Source organism: Ignatzschineria rhizosphaerae (assembly GCF_022655595.1).
GTDB classification, from domain to species: domain Bacteria; phylum Pseudomonadota; class Gammaproteobacteria; order Cardiobacteriales; family Wohlfahrtiimonadaceae; genus Ignatzschineria; species Ignatzschineria rhizosphaerae.
Genome location: NZ_CP093379.1, coordinates 1,560,607 through 1,585,215, shown reverse-complemented (window position 1 = coordinate 1,585,215; position 24,609 = coordinate 1,560,607). Strand labels below are relative to the sequence as shown.

The following is a 24,609-nucleotide window of genomic DNA, read 5'->3' as shown; positions in this document are numbered from 1 at the left end:
AAACTCCTATGGTTAAAATTAATGGCTAATCATTTGACTAATTGAGCTCGATATTTGTCCTAGCTCCGCAACACTATCGACCACAATAACACCGGCATCTTTTAGCGCTTTCTCTTGGTTTCTTTTATTTTGATGATCTAAATCCGTGCCTAGTAGATAGGCAATAAATAGGAGCTTACGCCCTGCATCTGCCGCAATTTTTTGGGCTTTTTGAATATCAGGAAGCATCGATCCTACAGGATCTTCATTTGCACCAAACCCCAGTTCAAAATCGAGCATAATAGCGGCAACGGAAGGATCATTAGCTTGCTCAATGATCGCTTGAGATCTAAAGGTACTATCAATCATGGGATGCGCTCGACCTTGAGTATAATCATCATCCCCAAAGTCAATAACGGCATTGCCTTTCAGTGGAGTGCCAAATTGATGACGCTGATCTTTAGGGCCTGCCACATTAGAGATAACAGGAACCGCGTCTATTAAAGCGTAGTACACCTCATCACAAACAGTACCGCCGGCAAAAAGACCTCGTAGATTTTTTTGTGAAGGTTGTAATGCCGCCTTTAAAGTGTTGATATCAATTGTCGTTTTTTGCGGCTTTATTGATGAGCCGTAAGCGATTTCTACCGCTTTTTGCGCAGCTAATAAGGTATTAGGCACAATGGTTAATTGCGGGCTATCTAATGGTTCTTTAGATCCTATAAAGCAGATCACAACCGGTTTAGAGAGTGTTTTAGCTAGGGTGATGATTTTTGATTCAACTGATTTTGCCGGGGGCTTAGAGATAAGGGTAATAACTTTGGTTTGAGGATCTTTATCTAACATATTAATCGCATGTTCCATCATGATGCCATTAATATCTTCGCTTAAATCACGACCACCCACGCCAATCAATTGGCTAATACCGCCACCAAGTCGATCAATTTGTACACTTACTTCTTGGCTTCCTGTTCCGGAAGCTGCGACAATACCAATGCTTCCCCTTGTAACTTTATTGGCAAAACAGAGCCCCGCACCATTGATAATCGCAGTGCCGCAATCAGGCCCCATCATTAGAAGGTTTCGTTCAATTGCAAGTTTTTTTAAAGAGAGTTCCTCTTCAATAGAGACATTATCGCTAAAGAGCATGACATGACGATCTTGTAATAGTGCATCTTTAGCCTCTTGAAAGATATATTCCCCAGGGATTGAGAAGAGCACTAAGTTACTATCTTGTTTTTCTTTTAAGGCTTTAGCCAATGAGTGATAGCTGCGTTCACTTTTCTCTGTCTGATCATCATTTTTTTGTAAATCCGCAATTTCTTGTAAGACGGTATCAATATCTTCTTTATTTTTTACCATGAAAACAATGATTAAATCCCCTCTATTGGCTGATTCTATTTCACTTGTCATTAATCCAACATCGCTAATTACTTGTTTATTCATGTCGGTTCCCATACCGATCATCGCTTTTTCAACAAGTGGTAATTTATTAACCTTTGTGGATAGCGCCATCAGACTCATTGAGTCGATATAGGTCTCTTTTTTAATAATTGATTTAATTATCATCTTTTCCCTCGCTTTAAATTGATGGTGAAGATTAGGCAATGCGATATGCCTATATTTCATCATTAACCAGTCAGCCGCTTGATTACAAACCTTTTTTAAAAGTAATGACTAAAATTTGATCTATATAAAACTATATCCTTTTAAATAACGAATGCCTTTAAAATGGTAACTAATTAAGATACAGTGAGTAGTTAATACCTTAATAAAGGAGGTTAAAAATGCCAGATCATCGAAATATTGATAAAAAGCCGATTATGGTACTCGCTATTGGGGGGAATGCCTTAATTCCTGATAATGAACATCTTGATATCAAATCTCAGCGAAAAATCGCAGCAAAGTTAGCTGTTGATCTTGTTGATCTAATAGAAGCTGGATGGAGAGTAGTATTAACTCATGGTAATGGTCCACATGTGGGTGTTCATCTTTTGCAAGATGAGGCGGCTAAAAAAAATCTTCCAACTTATCCTTTAGATCATTATGTCTCTAGTACTCAAGGTGAGATTGGTTACCTTTTACAATTATCCATTTATAACGAATTATTACAGCGAAAATCACGACATCCTGTTGTAGCATTGACAACCCAAGTTGTGGTAGATGCCGATGATTCAGCGTTTCAAGCACCCGATAAGCCTGTGGGTATTTTCATGACAGAGGAAGAGGCGATTAATCGTGTGCAAACATTAAAGTGGGAAGTGGTTGAAGATTCAGGAAGAGGTTGGCGCCGTGTAGTACCCTCTCCTAAACCTAAACATATTATTGAATTAGAGATGATAAAAGCATTAATTGCGCATGATGTATTAGTGATCGCTTGTGGTGGAGGGGGAATTCCTGTGGTAGTAGATGATACAGGGGAACTTCGAGGGATTGAGGCGGTGATTGATAAGGATCGTGTCTCATCTCTTTTAGCAGGAGCGATGAAAGCAGATGTTTATCTGATTCCTACAGGTGTTGAAAAGGTTGCAATAAACTTTGGTAAAGAGAATCAACAATGGTTAGACCATTTAACGGTAAAAGAAGCAAATAATTATATCAAAGAAGGGCAATTTCCTGCAGGCAGCATGTTGCCGAAGATCGAATCTTTATTAGCGTATTTAGATAAAAATCCTCAAGGCACAGGTATTGTCACAACTTTAGAATCGATGGTATCGGCGCTTAATGGTAAAACCGGCACTAAAATAACCTGTGAATCGCTTTAAGGCTTAATCTTACTTTAAGATATTGAAAGACTCGATTACCTCGATCACTTTAGAAACTTCAGGATTTTGACCTTTCCCCCCAAGATTAACGGCATGTGGATTGTTTTGTGTTGGAATAACGCCGGCATAATCTGCATGGCTTCCTAAGAAAAGACCAATAACAGGGCGATCTTGGGTATTTGCAAGATGTGCAAATCCTGTATCAACGGCGATGATCAGCGTTGCTTTAGAGAGAATGAGCCCCGCTTCTTGAATAGAGACTTTAGGCATCACTATTGCATTTGGCACTTTGTTAGCAATTCTTTTTGCGCGTTCTTTCTCTCTCTCACTTCCCCAAAATAAAATAGAGAGTATGCCTTTTTCAAAGAGCCAGTTGCCAATCTCAATCCATTTAGCTTCTGGCCACTCTTTATTTTCAGCACTTGTTCCATGGATAAGCGCTGCAAAGGGTTCTTCTGGGGTTAAAGGAGATGTTTCATCCCAATGTTGAATCCCAAAATTGGCAAGTGGGGCTGGCGTATAATCGAAAATTTTTCCAAACAGTTGGCGATTTCGCTCGATAGCCGTTAAGCCTTTTGGTACGGAAAAACCATGCTGGTAAAAGCGAGCGGCAAAAGGATCCCGAATAGATTCTTTAGAATAGCTATAGGTTGGAATTGTGCCTTTTTGCGCAGCAATTTTTGTCATCATGGCACTTTTAAAAAGCCCTTGGCAATCAATGATAAGATCCCATTTTTCACTGCGTAGTGCTTTTTTAAACTGGCCAAATTCTTGCCATGTTTCGCGCTTGAAGAGATTTTTCTTCCAGCGGCGGCTACCAAAGATAATGACCTCTTTTGTCATCGGGTGCATTTTAGCAATATCGGCAAAAGACTCTTCAACAAGCCAGGTAATCTCATATTCGTTAGGGTGATGCTCTGATAGATCCGTTAATGCCGGAAAGGTATGGATTAAATCTCCCATTGAGGAAGTCTTAACAAGCAGTAATTTTTTCATGAAATGGATCTATCCGTTTATAGCAACATTAAGGAATCGCGGTTTAAAGCACGAAAGCCTTTACCTATTTCGATTTAAAGTTAGACGGATTATACCTAAAGATGAGGATTTTATCGACTATAGGATCACAATTCATATCGGCTTTAATAGTCAATAAATGATAAATCAGAAATTATCGTTAAGAGTTCTTTTAAAAGTATAAAACTCCTGCTACATTGATGAATGAGGGATCGTAGTAGTACAGTTATGAGCCTCTAAATTAATATGAAAAATCCAATAGTTAAATGATATTGAGATTGGAACTTCCTCGAGTTTGAGTTTTATTGTGACAATTTTAGATAGATTGTCACAATAGCGTGTGAGCGAAGTAATAATAATGAATGGATAACAGCAAGATTAGGAGTGGAAATGATTAGGGTCGGAATTATCGGGGTAACGGGTTATGCCGGACAGCAGCTATTATGGTTATTAGAGCAGCATCCCGAGGTTGATATCAGGCTACTCTCTTCTAAATCATATGCTGATATGGATATTGCTGAAGTATATCCAAACTTTGAAGGTCGATTAAGTCATACCTTATTAAAAGATCAAGATTTTATGGCGCGCATTGACGAGATTGATCTCCTCTTTATGGCGCTTCCTCATGGTTTATCGCAAGAGCTTGGTCAAGTCGCTTACGATAATGGGGTAAAAGTGATCGATCTTGGCGCAGATTTTCGTTTTGAAGATACCAATACTTATGAAGCTTGGTATAAAGTGCCTCATAAAGCCAAAGATTTAAGTAAAGTGGCCGTATATGGTTTGCCGGAGCTTCATCGAGAGCGTATTGCAAAAAGCCCAATTATCGCATCTCCAGGCTGTTTTCCTACCTCGGCTATTTTAGGTGCGGCGCCGCTTATCGTGGCTAAAAAAGTTGAAACGGATATGATTGTCGATTCTAAAACAGGAACGACAGGGGCAGGGCGAGACGCTAAAACAACGTCCCTTTATTGCGAAGTCAATGAGAACTTTAAACCTTATGGTCTTTTTAATCATCGACACACACCAGAGATGGAAAAAGAGTTAGAAAAGCTCACTGATGAAAATGTTGATGTGTTATTTACCCCGCATCTATTGCCGGTGAATCGCGGTATTTTATCAACAATTTACTTTAATCTTAAAAAAGGCGTCACTCTTTCCGAGGAAGAGGCTTATCAAATTTATCAAGCCTTTTACCAAGATGAGCCGTTTGTGAGAGTGCGCAAAGGATTGCCAGAGCTTAGCCATGTGCGTGGTACAAACTTTTGTGATATTGCCATTAGGGTCGATAGTAAAAGAGGCAAGGTGATTGTCATTGCTGCCATTGATAACTTAATTAAGGGCGCTGCGGGTCAAGCGGTTCAGAGTATGAATATTCTCTTTGGTTTTCCCGAAGAGACTGGCTTATCGAGCTTATCGATGTATATCTAATCAAACATATAAAAGGTATCACTAATAATGATATCTTTTTTAATATGAGCACCTTTAAAATAGGTGAAATAAATTAATAAAGCTATCATAACAAAAGGTTATGATGGTGTTTTAACTGCGAAACTTCAATCGGGTAGACTCGATTATTTATCATAATATTCAATCTTCAAAGAGTTAGGAGAAGAGAATGATTACAATTTTGAAAGACGGAACGATTACCTCGACGCCGGGATTTCAAGCTGCAGGAATGACTGCAGGAATTAAAGAGAGTGGCAAGAAAGACCTTTCTTTTGTGTTTAGTGAAGAGCCGGCAATTGCTGCAGTTGCATTAACACAAAATAAGTTTCGTGCTGCACCTGTTGATCTTTGTGCAAAATTTATTGAACAAGATCAACATCGAGGCATCATCATCAATAGTGGTAACGCCAATGCGTGTACCGGTGATGAAGGCGCTGCAAATGCGCTTGAAATGTGTGAAATTATTGCAAAAGAGATGAATGTTGATACGGAATCTATTTTTGTAGCATCCACAGGCGTCATTGGTAAGCAGTTACCAATGGATATTATCCGTAAAGGTCTGACACAAATCCCTACCAAACTCAGCCGCGAAGGTGGTAATGAAGCTGCCGCTGCGATTATGACAACCGATTTAACAGCAAAGCAGATCGCTGTTTATTTTGAGATCGATGGGGAAATCGTGACAATTTCAGGGATGGCAAAAGGTTCCGGAATGATTCATCCTAATATGGCGACGATGATTGCCGTATTAACGACAGATGCCAATATCACTAAAGAGATGCTCCAAAAATCCTTCTCAGCAAGTGTGAATACTTCGTATAACATGATCTCTGTTGATGGTGATACAAGTACAAATGATTCGGCGTTTATCTTTGCAAATGGTAAAGCTAATAATCCTTTAATTGATGGTAATAGTGATGCTTATATCGCCTTTAAGCGGGCTTTAGATACCGTTAACCAAGCACTTGCAAAAATGATTGCTCGTGATGGTGAGGGCGCTACCAAATTATTAGAAGTACGAGTAGAACATGCAAGGTCTCTTGCGGATGCGCAAAGTGTTGCAAAATCTGTGATTACCTCTAGCTTAGTAAAAACTGCGATCTTTGGGGAAGATGCTAACTGGGGCAGAATTATCTGCGCAGTTGGAAATGCCGGCGCTGAATATGATCCTTCAAAGGTACAAGTATTTATTGAAAATGGCGATATAAAGGTGCAAATCGTGGCTGATGGATCTGGTGCATCATTTGATACAGAACTACTTGATAAGCTCTTAAAAGAAGATACGGTCACAATCTTTGTGGATCTAATGAATGGTGGTAGTACCGCAACCGCTTGGGGCTGCGATCTCTCTTATGATTACGTTAAAATTAACGCAGACTATCGGACCTGATAGAAGGAAATAAAATGATTACGAATCACGACAAAGCCCACATTTTAGTAGAAGCACTCCCTTTTATTCGTAAATATGCGAATAAAACGGTAGTGATTAAATATGGTGGCGCGGCGATGGTAGATGAGAAGGTTCGTGATGAATTTATGAAAGATGTTGCCCTCATGAAATATGTGGGCATTCATCCGATTATTATTCATGGTGGAGGACCTGAGATTAACACGATGCTCAAGCGTGTTAATAAAGAGACAGAGTTTATTGAAGGTAATCGCGTGAGTGATGCTGAAACGGTAGAGATTGCCGAGATGGTACTCTCTGCAAAGATCAATAAAAGTATTGTGGCAGATCTTAATAAACTTGGGGCAAAAGCCGTGGGTTTAAGTGGTAAAGATGGGGGAATGATCACCGCTCATAAGAAATTTATTGAAAAAGATGGGCAAAAGATTGATATCGGTTTTGTCGGAGAGATCACAGAGGTCAACCGCGAGCTGATTGATATTTTAGTCGGGCAAGATTATATTCCTGTGATTTCATCTATAGGAATTGGTAGCGAAGGGGAAACCTTTAATATCAATGCCGATTATGTAGCTGGAGAAGTTGCGGCAGCTGTGGGCGCGCATCGCCTTATTTTCTTAACAGATGTGAACGGTGTTTATAAAGATTTTGAAGATAAAGAATCATTAATTGCCGATATGACTATTGAAACAGCACGTGATTATATTAAAAGCGGCGTGATTAGTGGCGGGATGATTCCGAAAGTGAATACTTGTTTAGAAGCTATTGAGCGTGGTGTTCATCATGTGATTATCTTAAATGGTCAGATTAAGCATTCTATTCTTTTAGAGTTATTTACAGAAGAAGGGTGTGGCACGATGATTTATCGTGAGGTTTAAAGTTTTAGCGGCAGTAAAGGGATGATCATCGCAGATTAGTGATGTTGTTTAACAGAAAATTATTGAAATAGAAATATATCTAAAAGAGGATAGAAGCATGTTGCTGAATGTATATAATCGGTTTCCGGTCAATTTTGTCAAAGGGGAAGGTTTAACGTTAATTGATGATAAGGGTGATCGATATCTAGATTTTGTATCAGGTATTGCGGTTAATGCGTTAGGTCATGCACATCCTAAAATGGTCGAGACGATTCAAAAGCAAGCCGAAACCTTACTTCACGTTTCTAATCTTTACTACAATGAAGCGCAAAACAAGGCGGCAGAAAAGTTACTTGAAGCGACTAAATATGAGCGCGTATTTTTCTGTAATAGTGGTGCTGAAGCTAACGAGTTAGCACTTAAAATTGCACGTAAATATGGCAAGGGAATCTCCCCTTCTAAAAATGTCATTCTCTATATGAAAAACTCCTTTCATGGTCGAACGACTGGTACATTAGCAGTAACAGGGCAGGAGAAGTATCAAGCGGATTATCGTCCACTTATTCCTAACACGGTAGAAGTTGAGTTTAATAATGTCGCTGAGCTAAAGGCTAAATTTAATGATGATATTTGCGCCATTATCCTAGAGCCTGTGCAAGGCGAAGGTGGTTTAGCTTCAGCAAGTTCTGAGTTTATTGCGGAAATTAAAGCCTTATCTGAAAAGCATAACTCGCTTGTGATCTTTGATGAGATTCAGTGCGGATTATCACGTACAGGGACAGTTCTCTATTCTGATCAACTACCTTTAAAAGCAGATGTTGTGACACTTGCTAAAGCCTTAGGTGGTGGAGTGCCAATTGGCGCTTGTATTACAAAAGGGCGTGCTAATGAGATTTTAGTACCTGGAGATCATGGTTCAACTTATGGAGGGAATCCATTTGTCTGTAGCGTTGCTTACACGGTGTTAAGTGAAATTACGACGCCTGAATTTTTAGCAAATGTCCGTAAAATGAGTGATTATGCGCGTCAAAAGCTCTCTGAGCTTCAAGTAAAACATCCAGAGATCGAAGAGATTCGTGGGCAGGGATTACTACTTGGTTTTAAATTAAAAGAGAATTTAGCCGCTGGTGATTTTGTGAAAAAAGCTTTAGAACATAAGCTTTTATTAGTCGCAGCTGGTGGTAATGTTGTTCGTTATTTCCCCGCGCTTATCGTCACTGAGAAAGAGATTGATGCAACAATCCCAATTTTAGATCAAGTTTTTACAGAGATGAAAAAGTAGTTTCACCATTTTTCATCACCATTAATCAGAAAGCACCTTCTTTTTAAAGAAAGGTGCTTTTTTTATGGAGATAAAATTAACTATAAACCGTAATACCGAGATTATTGAGCTCTTTAAGCGTATTTTTAGGAAGGTTTTTATCCGTAAATATAGCATCAAAAGCGCTCATTGGCAGTGCAATAAACGTTGCAACTTTGCCATATTTACTAGAATCACTTAAGAGGTAGAGTTTGTTACTGACTTGCGCTATCGCCTCTTTAACGGGAACTTTGTTTTCATCAGGCGTTGAAATACCGCGAAGATTCCAAGAAGAGGCCGAGACAAAGGCTATATCAATAATAAAGTTTTTTAAGGTTTTCGCAGCAATTTCACCAATAGCAGAGTTATTATCTTTACAGATTCTTCCCCCTGTATGAATGAGCTCTGCTTTACTGTGTTGGACGATAAACCCAGCAATGACAAGATCATTGGTGATAATGGTTAAATCATCACGATGCGCGATTTTTTTAGCCAGTTCTAAAACAGTTGTGCCGGCATCAAGGTAGACACAAGCATTTTTGGGGATTTGTTCACAAGCAAGTAGGGCAATACTCTCTTTTTCAGAAGTATTTAACCCGCCTTTAATTGTGTGAGATGGCTCGAAAGAGAGCCTTTCTGAAGCTCTAACACCACCAGAAACGGTGGCAACTTTCCCTTCTTTTTCAAGGAGGTTAATATCCCGCCATATCGTCATGTAAGAGACATCAAATATTTTACAAAGTTCTTGAATACTCATCACTTCATTTTGCTGAATCAGATTTAAAATATTTTTTTGTCTCTCTAAAGGGATCATTGTTGCAAACCTCTCATTTTTCTTGAAGTTACTATCATATCAAATCTCATCATCAACATCATTTTTAATCATTTAGCAGTAGGAATATATAGATCTAGGACATATATTTGCTGTTTTATGTTGAGTTTTGGTGAAAATTGGTGGATATTGATGAGGTATAAGGAAATACCCACTTTGGAGTTATCATGAAAAAAATTATTATCACGGGCGGTGCTGGCTTCTTAGGTCAGAAATTAGCTCATCAGTTATTACAGCAAACATCATTAGCCTTCGATGAATTACTTCTTCTCGATATTATAGAGGCTAATATTCCTAATAATGATGGCAGAGTAAAATCTATTGCATTAGACCTTTCTAATAAAGGTGAAGTTGAAAAGCTTATTGATGATCAATGTATTGCTATTTTTCATTTAGCAGCGATTGTTAGTAGTCATGCTGAGAGTGATTTTGACTTAGGAATGCAGGTTAATTTCGATATTACTCGTAATTTATTAGAGATTTGTCGTCATTTAGCTCCTAAAGTGAAGTTTATTTTTACTAGCTCATTAGCAGTTTTTGGTGGAGAGTTGCCTGAAGTAATTACAGATAGTACAGCAGTAACCCCACAATCATCTTATGGTGCTGAAAAAGCAATGGGTGAGCTTTTAGTCAATGATTATATCCGCAAAGGTTTTGTAGATGGGTGCGTTGTTCGTTTACCAACGATTTGTGTTAGACCAGGAAAACCTAATAAAGCAGCATCCTCATTTGTTAGTAGCATTATTAGAGAACCGCTTCAAGGGGATAGTGCTATTTGCCCTGTGAACCCTGAGCTTCAATTATGGTTATCTAGCCCGGCATTAGTGATTCACAATATTATTCATGCGGCTACCCTTAATGCCGATAGTTTCGGATCATATCGTACGATTAACCTTCCAGGAATTACTGTTTCTGTTGAAGAGATGCTACAAACTTTAAAATCAGTTGCAGGAGATGAAGCTTATCAGCGTGTTGAATTTAAAGAAGATGAAGGTGTGAATAAAATTGTTTCAAGTTGGCCTGGGAAATTTGATGTTACCAGTGCTCAAAAAATGGGGTTTATTCAGAACACAGATTTTTCTGAAATCATTCAAGAGTTTATTAAAAACGATATTAGTGTGAATTAGTTCATAGTGTTTCAGTCTCAGTTTTAAGGTGATACTAAAACTGAGACTGAACTTTTTTATTTATAGATGATTATCTCCTACATTATAAAAATCATGGCATCTCTGTAGGTAGATCTCTGGAGGATAGCGTTATGGAGTTGTATGTTCCTATTATTGGGTTAATTGTTGCAGTATTTACCCTGATTTATTTAGCGTTAAGAACGCGTGTACATATTTTATTAGCGATGTTGATTGCCGCAGCCATTGCTGGATTATCGGGTGGATTATCAGCAAGCGAAACTGTTAGTGCCATCTCAGGGGGCTTTGGATCAACATTAGGAAGTATCGGAATCGTTATTGGTTTAGGGATCATGATGGGCCGAGTTTTAGAAGTTTCTGGTGCCGCTGAGAGAATTGCTTATAGTTTTATTAAGTGGCTTGGAAAAAAGAAAGAATCTTGGGCAATGGCAATCACCGGATACATCGTCAGTATCCCCATTTTCGTTGACTCTGCTTTTGTGATTTTATTTCCATTAGTTAAAGCGCTTGCTCAAAAAAGTAAGACTAGTATCTTAACGCTTGCGATAGCGCTTGCGGGGGGATTAATCCTGACACACCATGTTGTACCCCCAACACCAGGACCATTAGGGGTTGCAGGTATATTTGGTGTAGATATTGGAGCAATGTTAATTTCGGGATTATTTTTAGCAATTCCTAGTATTGTGGGAATTGTATTTTATGCTCAGTGGCTAGGCCGACGTTATCCAGACTTTCAAGTTCCAGAAGTGGCGCAAACACCGGATGATTTAAAAGAGACACACGAACAGTATATGAAAGAGAAAGAGGGGAAAGAGTTACCTTCACTACTTCTTTCAACCTTACCGATTATTGTGCCGATTTTATTAATTTTTATTGATACCACGACGAATATGATTTCTAAGTTGGATCAATTTGCTTATTTGCCAGAAACTATTTGGGGGCAGGTTTTCTCATTTTTAGGAGCTCCTATTATTGCGCTCTCTATTAGTGTATTAATTGCTATCTATACCTTGATGCCAAAGCATAGTAAGGAAGAGACAATTGATCGCTTAGAGGAAGGTTTGCAGTCAGCTGGGATTATTCTTTTAGTAACGGGTGCTGGTGGAGCTTTAGGTGCTGTTTTAAGAGAGAGTGGAACAGGGACTTTAATAGCAGAGCATGTGGCTTTATTACCGATTTCACCAATTTTAATTCCTTTTATTATCTCAACATTAGTGCGCATTATTCAAGGGTCTGGAACGGTTGCTATGATTACCGCAGCATCTATTTCGGCTCCAGTGATTGCACAATTTCCGGATGTGAACCCTTTAGTTGCAGCTCAAGCGGCAACGATTGGCGCACTGTTTTTTAGTTACTTTAATGACAGTATGTTCTGGGTTGTAAACCGCATGCTCGGTGCTAAAGATGTAAAAATGCAAATGATGATTTGGTCAGTTCCAACAACCATAGCTTGGTTCATTGGATTTGTAAGCTTACTTGTGATGAACATGGTTTTATAAGTAAAACTCTACACGTAATAAAATAGAGGAAAACATGAAAATAGGGATTATTGCCGATGATTTTACCGGCGCGACAGATATTGCGAGCTTCTTAGTAGAAAATGGTTTATCTGTGATTCAATTTAATGGTGTACCCAAAGCGGATCAAGTGGTTGATACTGATGCTGTTGTGATTAGTTTAAAGAGCCGCTCAACCCCAAAAGAAGAGGCTGTTGCCGATTCTTTAGCGGCGCTTAAATGGCTTAAAAGTGATGAATGTCAGCAGGTCTATTTTAAATATTGCTCAACCTTTGATTCAACAAAAGAGGGGAATATCGGTCCTGTCACAGATGCGCTTTTAGATGCTTTAGATTCTAAAATGACGATTATCTCGCCGGCATTACCGGTAAACGGGCGTACAGTTTATAAAGGTTATCTTTTTGTATTAGATCAGATTTTAGCAGATTCTCCGATGAAAAACCACCCCTTAAATCCAATGACTGATAGTAGCTTGTTGCGTTTGATGGCAATGCAAGCAAAAGGAAAAGTAGGGTTAATTACATCCGATGAGCTTGATAAGGGCTCTGAGTTTGTTAAAGCAAGGCTCCAAACATTGGAAGATGAAGGGGTCAATTATGTGGTGATGGATGCCTTAACCGAAGCGCATCTATTAACGCAAGGGGAAGCGGTTAAAGAGATGCCCCTTGTAACAGGGGGCTCTGGTCTTGCTATTGGGTTAGCAAGAGCACATAGGGGTGAGAATCTTTCATCTGCTTTAGCAAAAGAGAAGGGCTATCCTGTTGCTGGAAAAGCGGTGATTTTCTCCGGATCTTGTTCTGCGATGACAAATCAACAAGTTGCGCATTATCAAACGCAGGCGCCTAGCTTTGCAATAGATGTTGCGGCAATTATTGAGGAGCCTTCTAGAGTTAATTACGTTCAAGATATTGTTCAATGGATTGAGCAAACTAGTGAGCAGACGGATTTTGCTCCACTTATTACTGCTACAAGTAATGCGGCTAAACTTGCTGAGATTCAGCAACAATTTGGGGCAGAAAAAGCGAGTTTAGCTGTGGAAGAGACCTTTAGGTTATTAACCTTAGCGCTAAAAGAGAAGGATATTACCCGTTTTATTATTGCAGGTGGTGAGACTTCTGGCGTTGTAACGCAAGCATTAGGTGTGGAAAGTTTCTATATTGGACCGACAATTTCTCCTGGCGTTCCGTGGGTAAAAGGGGTTGAAAAAGCTATTTCTTTAGCACTTAAATCAGGGAATTTTGGTGATGTAGATTTCTTTATGAGAGCGCAAAAGGAGTTCCCGGTATGACAATAGATGTAGAGAAAGATGCAATATTAGAAGAAGAGAAAAAGGCTAGAGAAGAGATCGTTAGAATTGGTAAATCATTCTTTGACAGAGGGTATGCAACAGGATCTGCCGGTAATTTATCAATTTTACTCTCTGATAATAAAACAGTGATAGCAACCCCAACGGGCTCTTGTCTTGGGACTTTAAAGAGCGAAACACTCTCTAAAGTGACGATTAATGGTGACTGGATTTCAGGTGATAAGCCATCTAAAGAGGTGATTTTTCATAGAGCCATTTATCAAGAAAACTTCGAGCATCGTGCGATTGTTCACCTTCATTGTACCTATTTAACGGCGCTCTCTTGCTTAGAAAATTTAGATACAAAAAATGCCATTAAGCCATTTACACCTTATGTTGTGATGCGTGTGGGAGAGATTCCTGTTGTTCCTTATTATCGCCCTGGGGATCAGATGCTTGCGCATGATTTAGGGTTATTATCGCCAAGTTATAAAGCTTTTTTATTAGCAAATCATGGTCCTGTCGTAACAGGGGAGACTTTGCAAGTTGCAGCTGATAACCTTGAAGAGATGGAAGATGCCGCTAAGCTCTATTTTATTTTGCAAGGCAGCGAGATTCGTTACTTAACAACAGATGAAATTAATGAGTTAAAAGGATAAGTTATGCCAAAATTTGCTGCCAATTTATCAATGATGTTCCAAGAAGTCGATTTTCTAGATCGCTTTGAAAAAGCTGCGAAAGCAGGTTTTGAAGCGGTTGAGTTTTTGTTTCCTTATGAGTATGACAAAGCACAATTAGCCGCGCTTTTAGAGAAGTATCAATTAAAGCAGGTGCTTTTTAATACAGCGCCAGGAGATGTCTCGAAAGGTGAGTGGGGCTTAACAGCAATCCCTGGACGGGAAGCAGATGCTAGAGAGATGATTGACTCAGCATTAGAATATGCGATTGCCTTAAAGTGCAAAAGAGTACATGTGATGGCGGGCGTTGTGCCGGAAGGGGCGGATAAGGCGCTTTACCGTCATACTTTTATTGAGAATATGCGTTATGCCTCCGAGAAATTTAAAGCGCATAACTTAGAAGTGGTGATTGAAGCACTAAGCCCACCGATTAAACCAAACTACTTATTCCATAGTCAGCATGAAGCGGTGGCGCTTTTAAAAGAAATTGATCGTGAGAATGTGGGCTTACAGTATGACTTTTTCCATGCGCAATTAGTCGATGGGAATATTGCCAACTTCTTACAAGATCATATTGGGCTAATTAAGCATATTCAAATTGCCTCTGTGCCTTATCGTCATGAGCCGGATCAAGGGGAGCTCAATTATTGTTGGCTCTTTGGTCTATTAGATGAGCTAGGTTATAACGGCTGGGTGGGTTGTGAATATAAACCTAAAACCACGACAGAAGCTGGGCTTAATTGGTTTAATAAATACCGCTCTGCAAAGACCGTGGAGAAGATTTTAGATCATCTAGAGTTGCAGTAGTTTTCGCCTAGCTTTCACTTAGATTTTGCTAGACTTATAATAAATAGATAATTTTTTCAAAGAGATATGATGAAAGTTGTATCTCTTTTTTCTTTTTTTATCACTGTTATCACATTGTCATAATTTGGTTTTAGACTAGCCTTACTCCATTACTTTTCTAGATTGAGGTTAAGTTAAATATGTTGAATCAATTAAAGCAAAATCCTTTACGTTCATTTTGTGCCGCTCTTTTAGTGGCAGGTTCTTGTTCATCTGCTTTTGCAGGTGGTGATATCTTTGATCGTGGATCAAATGGCAATATCATTGAAAAGCAAGGGGCAACACGTCTATCAGATCATCAGATTTCGGCTCTTAAAAAAGAGATGGAAAAACATGATGTGAAAAATGTCATTTTATTTATCGGTGATGGCATGGGTGATTCTGAAATTACGATTGCGCGTAATTATGCAGAAGGCGCTGGCGGATATTTTAAAGGAATTGATGCTTTACCATTTACTGGGCAATATACCCATTATGCGCTTGATCGTAAGACTAAACTTCCCGATTATGTTACAGATTCAGCAGCATCAGCAACAGCGTGGTCATCAGGGGTGAAGACGTTTAATGGCGCACTTGGCGTTGATGTTAATAGTCAGCCTTTTCCAACAATGATTGAGCTTGCAAAAGAGGCAGGATTAGCAACGGGTAACGTTTCAACTGCAGAATTGCAAGATGCAACGCCGGCAGCGCAATTTTCCCATGTGAATAAGCGTAAATGTTATGCACCAAGTTCAACGAAAGAGCTCTGTCCAGAATCTGCTTTAGAAAATGGGGGATTAGGTTCAATCACGGAGCAGTTAATTACAACGCGTGCCGATGTCACGTTAGGTGGTGGCGCTAAATCCTTTGCTGAAAAAGCAAATGCCGGTGATTTTAAAGATAAAACTTTATTAGATCAGGCAAAAGAGCGAGGCTACGTGATTGTGACATCTCTTGATGAGATGAATGCTGTGAAAGCGGCAAACCAAGATCAACCTCTTTTAGGACTTTTCTCAGAAGGAAATATGCCGGTACGTTGGAAAGGACCTAAAGCGATTAATGATGGCGCTTTAAAAGCGCCTATTGAGTGTGAAGTAAATGCCGAGAGAACAGACGATATCCCAACGCTTGCCGAGATGACTGAAAAAGCCATTGAGCTTTTAAATCAAAATGAGAAGGGCTTTTTCCTACAGGTAGAAGGCGCATCTATTGATAAGCAAGATCATGCGGCAAATGCTTGTGGCCAAATCGGGGAGACGGTGGATCTTGATGAAGCGGTGCAAGTAGGTTTAGAGTTTGCGAAAAAAGCTGGAAATACGTTAATCATTGTTACAGCAGATCATGCTCATTCTAGTCAGATTATTCCAGCAGGCGCTAATACGCCGGGGTTAACGCAAACCTTAATTACAAAAGATGGCTCACCAATGACAATTAGTTATAGTAATACCGATACAGATAGCCAAAATCATACGGGATCTCAAATTCGTATTGCAGCTTATGGCCCACAAGCAGCGAATGTTACAGGATTATTAGATCAAACGGATCTCTTCTTTATTATTCGAGATGCGCTACAAATCAAAGAGAAATAATCATCTGTTTGGATGAAAGTAGAAGAAAAAATAATGAAGCTAGAAAAAAGCGCTAACACTATTGGTTAGCGCTTTTTTTATGGATTATGAAGTTAGTAATTGATAGTGAGATCGGTTTAAAGGTGACTGAATCAGATTGCCGGCGCACTGATTATGGGAAGCACAAGAATCGTTCTATCTGGCATCGTGCAAGTCTGTTTGATTCATACGCTCTACCATTTTATTTTTAAAATAGTGTTTCTTGACCCGAATCGACTCTATAAAAGCTTACCGAAGGTCATGAGTTCTTTTATCTACTCCATCATATCGACATGTTTTGTCTCTTTTACAAAATAAACCGCAAGAAAGCTCACAGCAGCAACAGCCGCAAGATAATAGCCAACATAATAGATTCCACGATCAAAGCCCATTAATGCTGTAATCGCAAAAGGCGGTAGGGATCCCCCTAAAATTCCTCCTAAGTTATAGGTCATTGAAGCACCGGTATAACGAATATTTGTTGGGAATATTTCTGGTAAGAATGCGCCCATTGGAGCAAAATTAAAACCCATGGCAAATAAGCCAAAAGAGAGATAAACCGTAGTCCAAAGAGGATTCGCACTTAAGACAGCCGTTCCAAAGAGGGCGCCGGCTGCAATGATAATAAAGTAGCTACAAAGAAGAACAGGTCGTCTGCCGTAATGATCTGAAAGCATTGCCGAGATAGGGGAAGCAACAGCCATAAAAATCACGGCAATAGAGAGCATAGCTAAATATTCCGTTCGGGTATAAAGACCGGTGGTGGCTGTGCCATATTGAAGCGAGAAAACGGTGATAATAAAAAAGAGCGTATAACAGGCCACCATACTAATAGAACCTAGCGCTAACATTTTAAGATGTTTTGTACACATCTCTAAAAAAGGAACATGAACTCGCTCATCATTTTCTTCAAGCTTTTGAAATGCCGGGCTCTCAATAATACTCATTCTTACATAAAGCCCAATCATCACAAGCACAGAGCTTAAAATAAAAGGAATTCTCCAGCCCCAGCTATTAACCGCTTCTGGTGCTAAGGTTTGTTCAATAGCAATAAAGATTCCGCAAGAAGCGATAAAACCAACAGGAGGCCCAAGTTGAGGGAACATGCCAAAGAGTGCACGTTTACCTTTTGGCGCATTTTCTGTCGCTAAAAGGGCAGCTCCACCCCATTCCCCACCTAAGCCTAAACCTTGCCCAAAGCGTAAAATGCAAAGAAGCAGCGGCGCTAAAAATCCTACAGAGTGATAGGTCGGTAGAAAACCGATTAATGTAGTACTAATTCCCATAATTAATAGGGAAGCAACCAGCGTTGTTTTACGGCCAATACGATCCCCAAAATGCCCAAAGACAGCAGAGCCGACAGGTCTTGCAATAAAGGCAACACCAAAGGTTAAAAAGGAGAGCAGTGATTGTGCTTCAGGGCTAGAGGTTGGAAAGAAAAGTGGGCCAATAAAGAGCGCGGTGGCTAAGCCAAAAATATAGAAGTCATAAAATTCAACAGCTGTACCAATAAAGCTTGCAAATGCGACTCTTGTATAGGAGTTTCTAGGGGCGGCAGAAGTTTGAGTTGGATTTTCCGCACGCGCCGTTATCGTTGTCGTCATAAGAGACACCTTTAAATCATGTAATCAAGATGAGATATGTGAATCTATTGGCGTAGTGAGCGGGGTGCGGCTCTGTTACGTTGGAAACCTTTTGGGTTATAAAGCACCAATAGCACTTTTAGATATAGCATAGAGATTTATTAAAGAAAAGATCAATGATTTAGCGATTTTTCTGAGCATCTCGTACTTGCAATTTAAATCAAAGATTTTCTTCATAAAGGTTTCTGAATCGTATTTCACTCTATTAATAGTGAATAACAGTAGAGATTAGCTATTTTTATAATAACTTTAAATCAAGTGATAGATACTAAAAAACCTCTTTTATTTAAAATATTTTATTGTTATGTAACATGCAACTAACGCTCTGTATTCAGCATTTTATCTGCTATATCCTCTATTTTAGGGGCTTAAAGAGATTTTTTATTTGTAAAAATAGATAGACAGATCCCGTAATCTCATCTACATTCACATGGTAGGCGTATGTTAATTTTATTAAGGAGTTCTCTTTAATAAAAGTGCCTTACTGAGGAGGAGATTGATAAAGCTAATTATAAAAATAGCAGTCAATCAGGAATTACTATATCACTATTATATTAATCGAATTGATTAAGCTGTAATGATGGATGATAAGGCGTAATTCCTCATAAATATAATGATAAAAAAGAGGGGTTGTATATGAGAGAGAATAATAAAGTTTCTCATCTATCTTTAGTGTTGTCCGCATTTGCATCTGCTTATGGTGTGGGATTATTAACCTTATTGATGCTGCCATTTTTAATGGGGGCAATGATGGATGGGTTAGGATTAAGTGAAGGGACAACAGGGTTAATCTTGTCAGTGGAGTTTACCTTAGCGATGGTTTCATCACTATTAATCTCCCCATATATTAATCGAGTGCCAAGAAGAACGGTTGCCGTTGTGGGGACCTTAATGGCGATTGCGGCAAATATTTTATCAGCCTATATCACGGATGTTGCACTTTTAATCTCTGTGCGTGCTTTTGCCGGATTTGGAGCAGGTTTAGCGCTAGCAGCTGGTAACTCTGTAATCGCTTCGGCTGAAGATCCTGATAAAACAGCAGGGCAAGTGAACGTTCTGTTTGTTGTTCTCATGATCGTTGTTATGCTTGGCTTTGGTTTCATTGCTGATAATTTTGGTTTAACAGGAACCTACTATGGTGTTGCGGCAACTTATGCGGTGATGCTCATCATGGTGATTCGTTTACCACAATATGTAGAAACAAATGGTGAATCATCCACAGAATCAGGAGCCTCTAAAAAGACAGCCGTTCGTTTAATTGGTCTTGTTCCCATTGGCATGATGATTACCATGTTCCTCTTTTCAATGCGTGACACGATGGGGTGGGCATTTGTGGAGCAGATTGGTGTTTCATTGGGATATACCACTTCAGAAATGGGAATGATCCTTGCACTTCAAGCCTTCATTGCATTGATTGGACCATTAATTGTGGCAAAGGTTGGGAATAAATTTGGGATTACGATTCCAGTTTTAATCGGAATTATTGGGCATGGTTCGATTACGCTTGGCTATTTAATGGCATCTGATTCTAAATTCTTCTACACCGCAATCGTTTTGATGAACGCAACAGCTTATTTCTATGCGCTTGCTTACTTGACAGGTTTAGCAGCTTCTTTAGATAAAGAAGGGCGCGTTGTTGCGGCAACGGGAAGCTTTATTGCATTAGGTATTGCTGTAGGCCCCGCTTTTGCCGGACAATTGATTGATCTTGGCGGTTATGGTTTAGCGGCATGGTCGATTATTGTAGTTGTGGCATTAACGGTTATTGCAGTGATTCCGCCCCTTAAAGCGGCAAGAGCAAAAGAGCGTGAAGAAGCGATAGAGATCTCATAACGGGAAATTTCACTTCAATAATAAATTTTGAATGATAAAGCCTCCTTATTAAGATGAGATAGGGAGGTTTTTTTATGGGCAATTATTTGTGAAGTTAGCGGTTTTCGGTAAGAATGTTCGCAGAAATTTGGGGTAGCTCATTTTTTTGATGAATATATTTTATGAAGCATGACAAGAGTGATCGTGAGCTTTAGAATCAGGTATATCATCCCACTTTTAGTTTTATTTTATGAGAGGTCAATAATGGTTAAGAAAATTATTTTAGATTGTGATCCTGGGCACGATGATGCGATTGCACTTTTATTAGCGCACGGAAATCCAAATATAGAATTATTAGCAGTGACGACCGTTGTGGGAAATCAGACATTAGAGAAAGTAACGAGAAATGCATTAGGTTTAGCAAGAGTTGCCAATATTGTAGGGGTTCCTTTTGCGGCAGGTTGTGTGCGTCCTTTAGTGCGAGATATTGAGATTGCGCCCGATGTACATGGAGAATCTGGGTTAGATGGTCCAACTCTGCCAGAGCCAAAGCTTGCGCTCGATCCTCGCCATGGCGTTGATCTTATTATCGAAACGATTATGAGTCATCCGCCTAAAACCGTGACATTAGTGCCCACAGGCGGATTAACTAATATTGCAATGGCCGTTCGTAAAGAGCCTAAAATTGCAGAAATGGTGAAAGAAGTTGTCTTAATGGGCGGCGGTTATCACGTAGGTAACTGGAGTGCGGTTGCGGAGTTTAATATTAAGATTGACCCAGAAGCGGCGCACATTGTCTTTAATGAAAAATGGCCTTTAACAATGGTGGGGTTAGATTTGACGCACCAAGCGCTAGCAACCCCTGATGTGATTGAAAATATCAGTAAAATTGGGACAAAGCCTGCCAAATTTGTGGTTGAACTATTAGAGCATTTTGGCGTACTTTATGAAAAGGCACAAGGTTTCCAATATCCACCAGTACATGATCCATGTGCCGTTGCTTACGTGATTGATCCTGCGGTAATGACCACTCAAAAAGTGCCAATCGATATTGAGCTTACAGGAACATTAACCTTAGGAATGACGGTGGCAGATTTCCGTAATCCGCCAAGTGATGATTGTCATACTCAAGTAGCGGTAAAGCTTAATCATGCCTATTTCTGGGATCTTATCGTGGAGGCGCTAGAGCGTATTGGTGAGGTCGATTATGATAATGAACAATGATGGCACGCAACAAGCTTCAACGTTAAATCAACCTGAAAAATCTTCAAAAAACGTTATCCCTTTAATGATTGCGCTTTTGATGGCGTGTATGGCGTTTCAACTTAACGCCACAATGCTAAATCCTGTCTTGGTGACGATTGCGCATAGCTTAGGGACAACAGAAGCCACAATTGGTTTATCGCAAACGGCATTTTTTATGTCGGCTGCGCTTTTTTCGATCTTTATTCCTCGTTTGAGTGATATTGTCGGTCGCCGGAAGATTCTCTTTTTGCTAATTTTAGTCACGACTATAGGCGGTATCATCTCGGCAATTACGCCGAGTGTTGAGCTCTATTTTGTCTCGAGAATTATTCAAGGATTTTCAGGACCTGTCGTTCCCCTTTGTCTATTAATGCTCCATGCAGAAGTGCAAGATCCTAAGCGCTATGGAATGCTTATGGGGATTATTACGGCTGTTAATGGCGGTATTGCCGGTATCGATGCCTTCTTGGGTGGTTTTATTGCGACACACTTTGGCTTTAGACCAGTTTTTTGGTTCATTGCCGCTGTTGGATTAATCACTTTACCTTTTATCTTAAAAGGGGTTAAAGAGACCAAACCATCTGCGGGGCAAAAGATGGATTGGATAGGCGTTCTCTTTTTAGTAATGACCCTTGCCGGATTTTTAGTAGCCTTTAATGAGGCTGGTAAAATCACGGCAGCAAATTGGGGATTTGTCTCAATAGCGATTGTCATTGGTTTAGTCGCTTTTTTCTGCTTTATTCAGATTGAAAAACGGATTAAAGAGCCTCTTGTCACAGTAAGGCATCTAAAGCAGCGCTCCACATGGGGATTGTTATTAACGACCGTTTTAACGATGACGGGAATTTTTGCCGTGGTCAATGGTTTAGTCGTCTCCTTTGCGCAAAATAGTGAGATCGGATTTGGTTTTACAGCCAATAAAACGGCTATTTACCTCCTTGCGCCTTATGCTTTAATTGGTTGGCTAGTGGGACCTTTTATGGGGAAACTCGCCCCATTATTGGGTTATAACCGAATCTTACGTTTTGGCTTAATCGGGAGTATTTTGGGAATCTTAATCTTAATGATATTTGGTTTATCCTCACTAACGATTTTAGTTGCCGGGACATTACTTGTAGGCGTGACCTATGCAGGAACGGCGAATATTATGCTCAACGGGCTTGGAATTGTGCTTTCACCTGAGGATAATCCAGGATTTTTACCAGGGATGAATGCGGCTGCTTTTCATTTAGGCGCAGGTTTAAGCTTTGCCTTATTGCCGGCAATGTTGGTAATTAGCAGTGATCTGCTTCAAGGTTATGGTAATGGGATGTTATTAGGATTGATCATTACGGTGATTGCCTTTTTTGCATCCTTTTTAATTCCTAAACCTGTTAATGCAGAAGTCACCCAATAAATAGAGGTTTAATAAGAGGGAGAAAATGTCTCCCTCTCTTTTTATGACAATTTTGTTTATAATGGGGAATAGATTTTATTCATCCTGAGCAGTTAACTCATATTTTAGTTAATTTTATATTTGATTAGTGGAGACTATTAAATGGAATCATATAGCCCGATTCATCGTCCTCGTCGTATGCGTATTAACACAGCAATTCGTCAGATGGTGCAAGAGAACTTCTTTTCACTCAATGATTTGATTCATCCGATCTTTATTGAAGAGGGAATTGAGGAAGCGATTCCTTTAAAGACTTTACCCGGCGTTTTACGTTACCCTGAATCGCAATTAGAAGCAGAAGTGAAAGAGCTTGCGGCATTAGGTATTAAGTACATTATGCCTTTTGGTATCTCTCATCATAAAGATGAATCAGGAAGCGATACTTGGAATGATGAAGGATTGCTCGCGAGAATGATCCGCACGATTCGTAAAGCGGCGCCAGAGATGGTGATTATCCCTGATATCTGCTTTTGTGAATATACAAGCCATGGTCATTGCGGGGTACTTTGTGATCATGGAACCGTGGATAACGATATCACGATTGCAAATCTTGCAAAACAAGCTGTAACAGCGGCAAAAGCAGGTGCTGATATGCTTGCGCCATCGGCAATGATGGATGGGCAAATTGCGGCGATGCGTGATGCTTTAGATGAAGCCGGATTTTCTCATGTGAGTATCTTAGCGCATGCGATTAAATTCTCATCGGCATTTTATGGCCCATTTAGAGAAGCAGTTAATTCAGAATTATCAGGAAACCGTAACGCTTATCAAGCAGATTACGCTAATGGCCGCCAAGCGATGATTGAAGCTGAGCTTGATGAAGATGAGGGCGCTGATATCTTAATGGTAAAACCAGGAACACCTTATTTAGATTTAGTGGCGCGTTTAAGAGCGCAGACGAATCTTCCTATTGCGGTGTATCAGGTAGGTGGTGAATATGCGGCGATTAAATTTGCATCTCAAGCGGGCGCTTTAGATGAGATTGCGGTGGTGAAAGAGACCTTAATTGGTTTTAAACGTGCCGGTGCTGATATTATCGTAACTTACTATGCAAAACAGATTGCAGAGTGGCTTCGTGATGGCAAAATTGATAGCTTAAGCCGTTAATTAGACTCAGAATTATAGGAAATAATGCAAAATTGTAAGATTTATTTTCTATAATAAGTTAAGGTTTTATCGAGCGATATTAGAGATAACTCTGATATCGCTTTTTTTATTGACTTACTTTTGGTTCTTTTCTACTATCAGAGAATGGTTTAATCATATTAAACATATAAAAAAAGAATGTTTTTATCGATATTCTTATTAGAGCAGAAAAGGATAAAGAAAATGAGTGAGACAAATGAGCTTGGGATTTTAGAGCAGCGCCGGATTGAAGCAGAGATTATTAAACCTATCTATGATGTTTTAGTGCGAGAAGTGGGTATCCAAAAAGCTCGAGATGTGATTGAAGAAGCCATTGGTCAGGCGGCGATTGATGCCGGTAAAGCCTTTGCAAGTAAAGAGAAACAGCGAACATCTATTGAGAGTTTTGCGGCGCTTCAATATCTTTGGGAGAAGGGAAATGCCTTAGAGATTGAAGTAATCTCAAAAGATGAAACAAAGTATGAATATCAGGTTAAACGTTGTAAATATGCCGAAATGTATCATGAGGTTGGTTTAGGGGATATTGGTTTTTTACTCTCCTGTAACCGTGATGCGAAGTTTATCGAAGGATATGCGCCGCATATAGCGCTTACAAGACCTAATACTATTATGAATGGTGATGGATTTTGTGATTTTTGTTACGAAGTTAAAACGCCCAATTCGTAGCATAT

Annotated in this window: 21 protein-coding genes; 17 read left to right on the top strand and 4 right to left on the bottom strand. The window is 39.6% G+C overall.

Annotated features, from left to right (window positions below; all coding sequences use genetic code 11):
• Positions 1 to 18: 18 nt before the first annotated feature.
• Positions 19 to 1,548, bottom strand: coding sequence for an acyl-CoA synthetase FdrA (gene fdrA, locus MMG00_RS06870; protein WP_242146748.1), 1,530 nt, complete (start codon positions 1,546 to 1,548; stop codon positions 19 to 21).
• Between the two features lie 218 nt (positions 1,549 to 1,766).
• On the opposite strand from fdrA, the gene MMG00_RS06865 reads away from it, so the two are divergent.
• The gene (locus tag MMG00_RS06865) at positions 1,767 to 2,744 is read left to right on the top strand and encodes a carbamate kinase (RefSeq protein WP_242146746.1); all 978 of its coding nucleotides are present in this window, start codon (positions 1,767 to 1,769) and stop codon (positions 2,742 to 2,744) included.
• 9 nt (positions 2,745 to 2,753) lie between these two features.
• On the opposite strand, the gene waaC is transcribed toward MMG00_RS06865, so the two are convergent.
• Positions 2,754 to 3,740, bottom strand: a complete 987-nt coding sequence (gene waaC / locus MMG00_RS06860) for a lipopolysaccharide heptosyltransferase I (protein WP_242146744.1) — start codon at positions 3,738 to 3,740, stop codon at positions 2,754 to 2,756.
• A 408-nt stretch (positions 3,741 to 4,148) separates the two neighbouring features.
• Between waaC and argC the strand changes: the two genes are divergently transcribed.
• The 4 genes from argC to MMG00_RS06840 all read left to right on the top strand — a co-directional run bounded on the left by argC (position 4,149) and on the right by MMG00_RS06840 (position 8,751).
• Positions 4,149 to 5,189 (top strand): N-acetyl-gamma-glutamyl-phosphate reductase, encoded by a 1,041-nt coding sequence (gene argC / locus MMG00_RS06855; protein WP_242146742.1) that lies wholly within the window; start codon positions 4,149 to 4,151, stop codon positions 5,187 to 5,189.
• A gap of 187 nt (positions 5,190 to 5,376) precedes the next feature.
• Entirely contained in the window at positions 5,377 to 6,597 is a 1,221-nt protein-coding gene (gene argJ, locus MMG00_RS06850) for a bifunctional glutamate N-acetyltransferase/amino-acid acetyltransferase ArgJ (protein WP_242146739.1), read from the top strand.
• 14 nt (positions 6,598 to 6,611) lie between these two features.
• Positions 6,612 to 7,490, top strand: a complete 879-nt coding sequence (argB, locus tag MMG00_RS06845; RefSeq protein WP_242146737.1) for an acetylglutamate kinase — start codon at positions 6,612 to 6,614, stop codon at positions 7,488 to 7,490.
• A gap of 97 nt (positions 7,491 to 7,587) precedes the next feature.
• On the top strand, positions 7,588 to 8,751 hold the full coding sequence (locus MMG00_RS06840; RefSeq protein WP_242146735.1) for an aspartate aminotransferase family protein: 1,164 nt from the start codon (positions 7,588 to 7,590) through the stop codon (positions 8,749 to 8,751).
• A 76-nt stretch (positions 8,752 to 8,827) separates the two neighbouring features.
• On the opposite strand, the gene MMG00_RS06835 is transcribed toward MMG00_RS06840, so the two are convergent.
• Entirely contained in the window at positions 8,828 to 9,583 is a 756-nt protein-coding gene (locus MMG00_RS06835) for a DeoR/GlpR family DNA-binding transcription regulator (RefSeq protein WP_242146733.1), read from the bottom strand.
• Positions 9,584 to 9,768: 185 nt separating this feature from the next.
• Here MMG00_RS06835 and denD point away from each other — a divergent pair, with 185 nt between their 5' ends.
• From denD to MMG00_RS06800, 7 genes are all read left to right on the top strand, one after another.
• Positions 9,769 to 10,728, top strand: a complete 960-nt coding sequence (denD, locus tag MMG00_RS06830) for a D-erythronate dehydrogenase (protein ID WP_242146731.1) — start codon at positions 9,769 to 9,771, stop codon at positions 10,726 to 10,728.
• A 131-nt stretch (positions 10,729 to 10,859) separates the two neighbouring features.
• On the top strand, positions 10,860 to 12,245 hold the full coding sequence (locus tag MMG00_RS06825) for a GntP family permease (protein ID WP_242146729.1): 1,386 nt from the start codon (positions 10,860 to 10,862) through the stop codon (positions 12,243 to 12,245).
• 34 nt (positions 12,246 to 12,279) lie between these two features.
• Positions 12,280 to 13,551, top strand: coding sequence for a 3-oxo-tetronate kinase (otnK, locus tag MMG00_RS06820; RefSeq protein WP_242146727.1), 1,272 nt, complete (start codon positions 12,280 to 12,282; stop codon positions 13,549 to 13,551).
• Positions 13,548 to 14,207: a 3-oxo-tetronate 4-phosphate decarboxylase gene (gene otnC / locus MMG00_RS06815; RefSeq protein WP_242146725.1), complete on the top strand. Its 660-nt coding sequence runs from the start codon at positions 13,548 to 13,550 to the stop codon at positions 14,205 to 14,207. The genes otnK and otnC overlap by 4 nt, the downstream gene beginning before the upstream one ends.
• A 3-nt stretch (positions 14,208 to 14,210) precedes the next feature.
• Positions 14,211 to 15,032 (top strand): 2-oxo-tetronate isomerase, encoded by an 822-nt coding sequence (gene otnI / locus MMG00_RS06810; RefSeq protein ID WP_242146723.1) that lies wholly within the window; start codon positions 14,211 to 14,213, stop codon positions 15,030 to 15,032.
• 179 nt (positions 15,033 to 15,211) lie between these two features.
• Positions 15,212 to 16,639 (top strand): alkaline phosphatase, encoded by a 1,428-nt coding sequence (gene phoA, locus MMG00_RS06805; protein WP_242146722.1) that lies wholly within the window; start codon positions 15,212 to 15,214, stop codon positions 16,637 to 16,639.
• Positions 16,640 to 16,725: 86 nt separating this feature from the next.
• On the top strand, positions 16,726 to 16,869 hold the full coding sequence (locus tag MMG00_RS06800; protein ID WP_242146720.1) for a hypothetical protein: 144 nt from the start codon (positions 16,726 to 16,728) through the stop codon (positions 16,867 to 16,869).
• A 63-nt stretch (positions 16,870 to 16,932) separates the two neighbouring features.
• Here MMG00_RS06800 and MMG00_RS06795 read toward each other — a convergent pair whose 3' ends face one another.
• Entirely contained in the window at positions 16,933 to 18,261 is a 1,329-nt protein-coding gene (locus tag MMG00_RS06795; RefSeq protein ID WP_242146718.1) for an MFS transporter, read from the bottom strand.
• Between the two features lie 675 nt (positions 18,262 to 18,936).
• Here MMG00_RS06795 and MMG00_RS06790 point away from each other — a divergent pair.
• The 5 genes from MMG00_RS06790 to MMG00_RS06770 all read left to right on the top strand — a co-directional run bounded on the left by MMG00_RS06790 (position 18,937) and on the right by MMG00_RS06770 (position 24,604).
• Positions 18,937 to 20,133, top strand: a complete 1,197-nt coding sequence (locus tag MMG00_RS06790) for an MFS transporter (protein ID WP_242146716.1) — start codon at positions 18,937 to 18,939, stop codon at positions 20,131 to 20,133.
• A 243-nt stretch (positions 20,134 to 20,376) separates the two neighbouring features.
• Positions 20,377 to 21,336 (top strand): uridine-preferring nucleoside hydrolase UriH, encoded by a 960-nt coding sequence (uriH, locus tag MMG00_RS06785; protein WP_242146714.1) that lies wholly within the window; start codon positions 20,377 to 20,379, stop codon positions 21,334 to 21,336.
• Entirely contained in the window at positions 21,320 to 22,753 is a 1,434-nt protein-coding gene (uriT, locus tag MMG00_RS06780) for a uridine transporter UriT (protein ID WP_270049268.1), read from the top strand. The genes uriH and uriT overlap by 17 nt, the downstream gene beginning before the upstream one ends.
• Before the next feature lie 141 nt (positions 22,754 to 22,894).
• Positions 22,895 to 23,899 (top strand): porphobilinogen synthase, encoded by a 1,005-nt coding sequence (gene hemB, locus MMG00_RS06775; RefSeq protein ID WP_242146712.1) that lies wholly within the window; start codon positions 22,895 to 22,897, stop codon positions 23,897 to 23,899.
• 222 nt (positions 23,900 to 24,121) lie between these two features.
• Positions 24,122 to 24,604 carry an L-2-amino-thiazoline-4-carboxylic acid hydrolase gene (locus tag MMG00_RS06770; RefSeq protein ID WP_242146710.1) on the top strand — a complete coding sequence of 161 codons (483 nt, stop codon included), beginning with the start codon at positions 24,122 to 24,124 and terminating at the stop codon, positions 24,602 to 24,604.
• The last annotated feature ends 5 nt before the right edge of the window (positions 24,605 to 24,609 follow it).

Excerpts from the sequence above, each read along its gene's own strand:
- fdrA (WP_242146748.1), bottom strand. The coding sequence starts at position 1,548 with ATGATAATTAAATCAATTATTAAAAAAGAGACCTATATCGACTCAATG.
- MMG00_RS06865 (WP_242146746.1), top strand. The coding sequence starts at position 1,767 with ATGCCAGATCATCGAAATATTGATAAAAAGCCGATTATGGTACTCGCT.
- waaC (WP_242146744.1), bottom strand. The coding sequence starts at position 3,740 with ATGAAAAAATTACTGCTTGTTAAGACTTCCTCAATGGGAGATTTAATC.
- argC (WP_242146742.1), top strand. The coding sequence starts at position 4,149 with ATGATTAGGGTCGGAATTATCGGGGTAACGGGTTATGCCGGACAGCAG.
- argJ (WP_242146739.1), top strand. The coding sequence starts at position 5,377 with ATGATTACAATTTTGAAAGACGGAACGATTACCTCGACGCCGGGATTT.
- argB (WP_242146737.1), top strand. The coding sequence starts at position 6,612 with ATGATTACGAATCACGACAAAGCCCACATTTTAGTAGAAGCACTCCCT.
- MMG00_RS06840 (WP_242146735.1), top strand. The coding sequence starts at position 7,588 with ATGTTGCTGAATGTATATAATCGGTTTCCGGTCAATTTTGTCAAAGGG.
- MMG00_RS06835 (WP_242146733.1), bottom strand. The coding sequence starts at position 9,583 with ATGATCCCTTTAGAGAGACAAAAAAATATTTTAAATCTGATTCAGCAA.
- denD (WP_242146731.1), top strand. The coding sequence starts at position 9,769 with ATGAAAAAAATTATTATCACGGGCGGTGCTGGCTTCTTAGGTCAGAAA.
- MMG00_RS06825 (WP_242146729.1), top strand. The coding sequence starts at position 10,860 with ATGGAGTTGTATGTTCCTATTATTGGGTTAATTGTTGCAGTATTTACC.
- otnK (WP_242146727.1), top strand. The coding sequence starts at position 12,280 with ATGAAAATAGGGATTATTGCCGATGATTTTACCGGCGCGACAGATATT.
- otnC (WP_242146725.1), top strand. The coding sequence starts at position 13,548 with ATGACAATAGATGTAGAGAAAGATGCAATATTAGAAGAAGAGAAAAAG.
- otnI (WP_242146723.1), top strand. The coding sequence starts at position 14,211 with ATGCCAAAATTTGCTGCCAATTTATCAATGATGTTCCAAGAAGTCGAT.
- phoA (WP_242146722.1), top strand. The coding sequence starts at position 15,212 with ATGTTGAATCAATTAAAGCAAAATCCTTTACGTTCATTTTGTGCCGCT.
- MMG00_RS06800 (WP_242146720.1), top strand. The coding sequence starts at position 16,726 with ATGAAGTTAGTAATTGATAGTGAGATCGGTTTAAAGGTGACTGAATCA.
- MMG00_RS06795 (WP_242146718.1), bottom strand. The coding sequence starts at position 18,261 with ATGACGACAACGATAACGGCGCGTGCGGAAAATCCAACTCAAACTTCT.
- MMG00_RS06790 (WP_242146716.1), top strand. The coding sequence starts at position 18,937 with ATGAGAGAGAATAATAAAGTTTCTCATCTATCTTTAGTGTTGTCCGCA.
- uriH (WP_242146714.1), top strand. The coding sequence starts at position 20,377 with ATGGTTAAGAAAATTATTTTAGATTGTGATCCTGGGCACGATGATGCG.
- uriT (WP_270049268.1), top strand. The coding sequence starts at position 21,320 with ATGATAATGAACAATGATGGCACGCAACAAGCTTCAACGTTAAATCAA.
- hemB (WP_242146712.1), top strand. The coding sequence starts at position 22,895 with ATGGAATCATATAGCCCGATTCATCGTCCTCGTCGTATGCGTATTAAC.
- MMG00_RS06770 (WP_242146710.1), top strand. The coding sequence starts at position 24,122 with ATGAGTGAGACAAATGAGCTTGGGATTTTAGAGCAGCGCCGGATTGAA.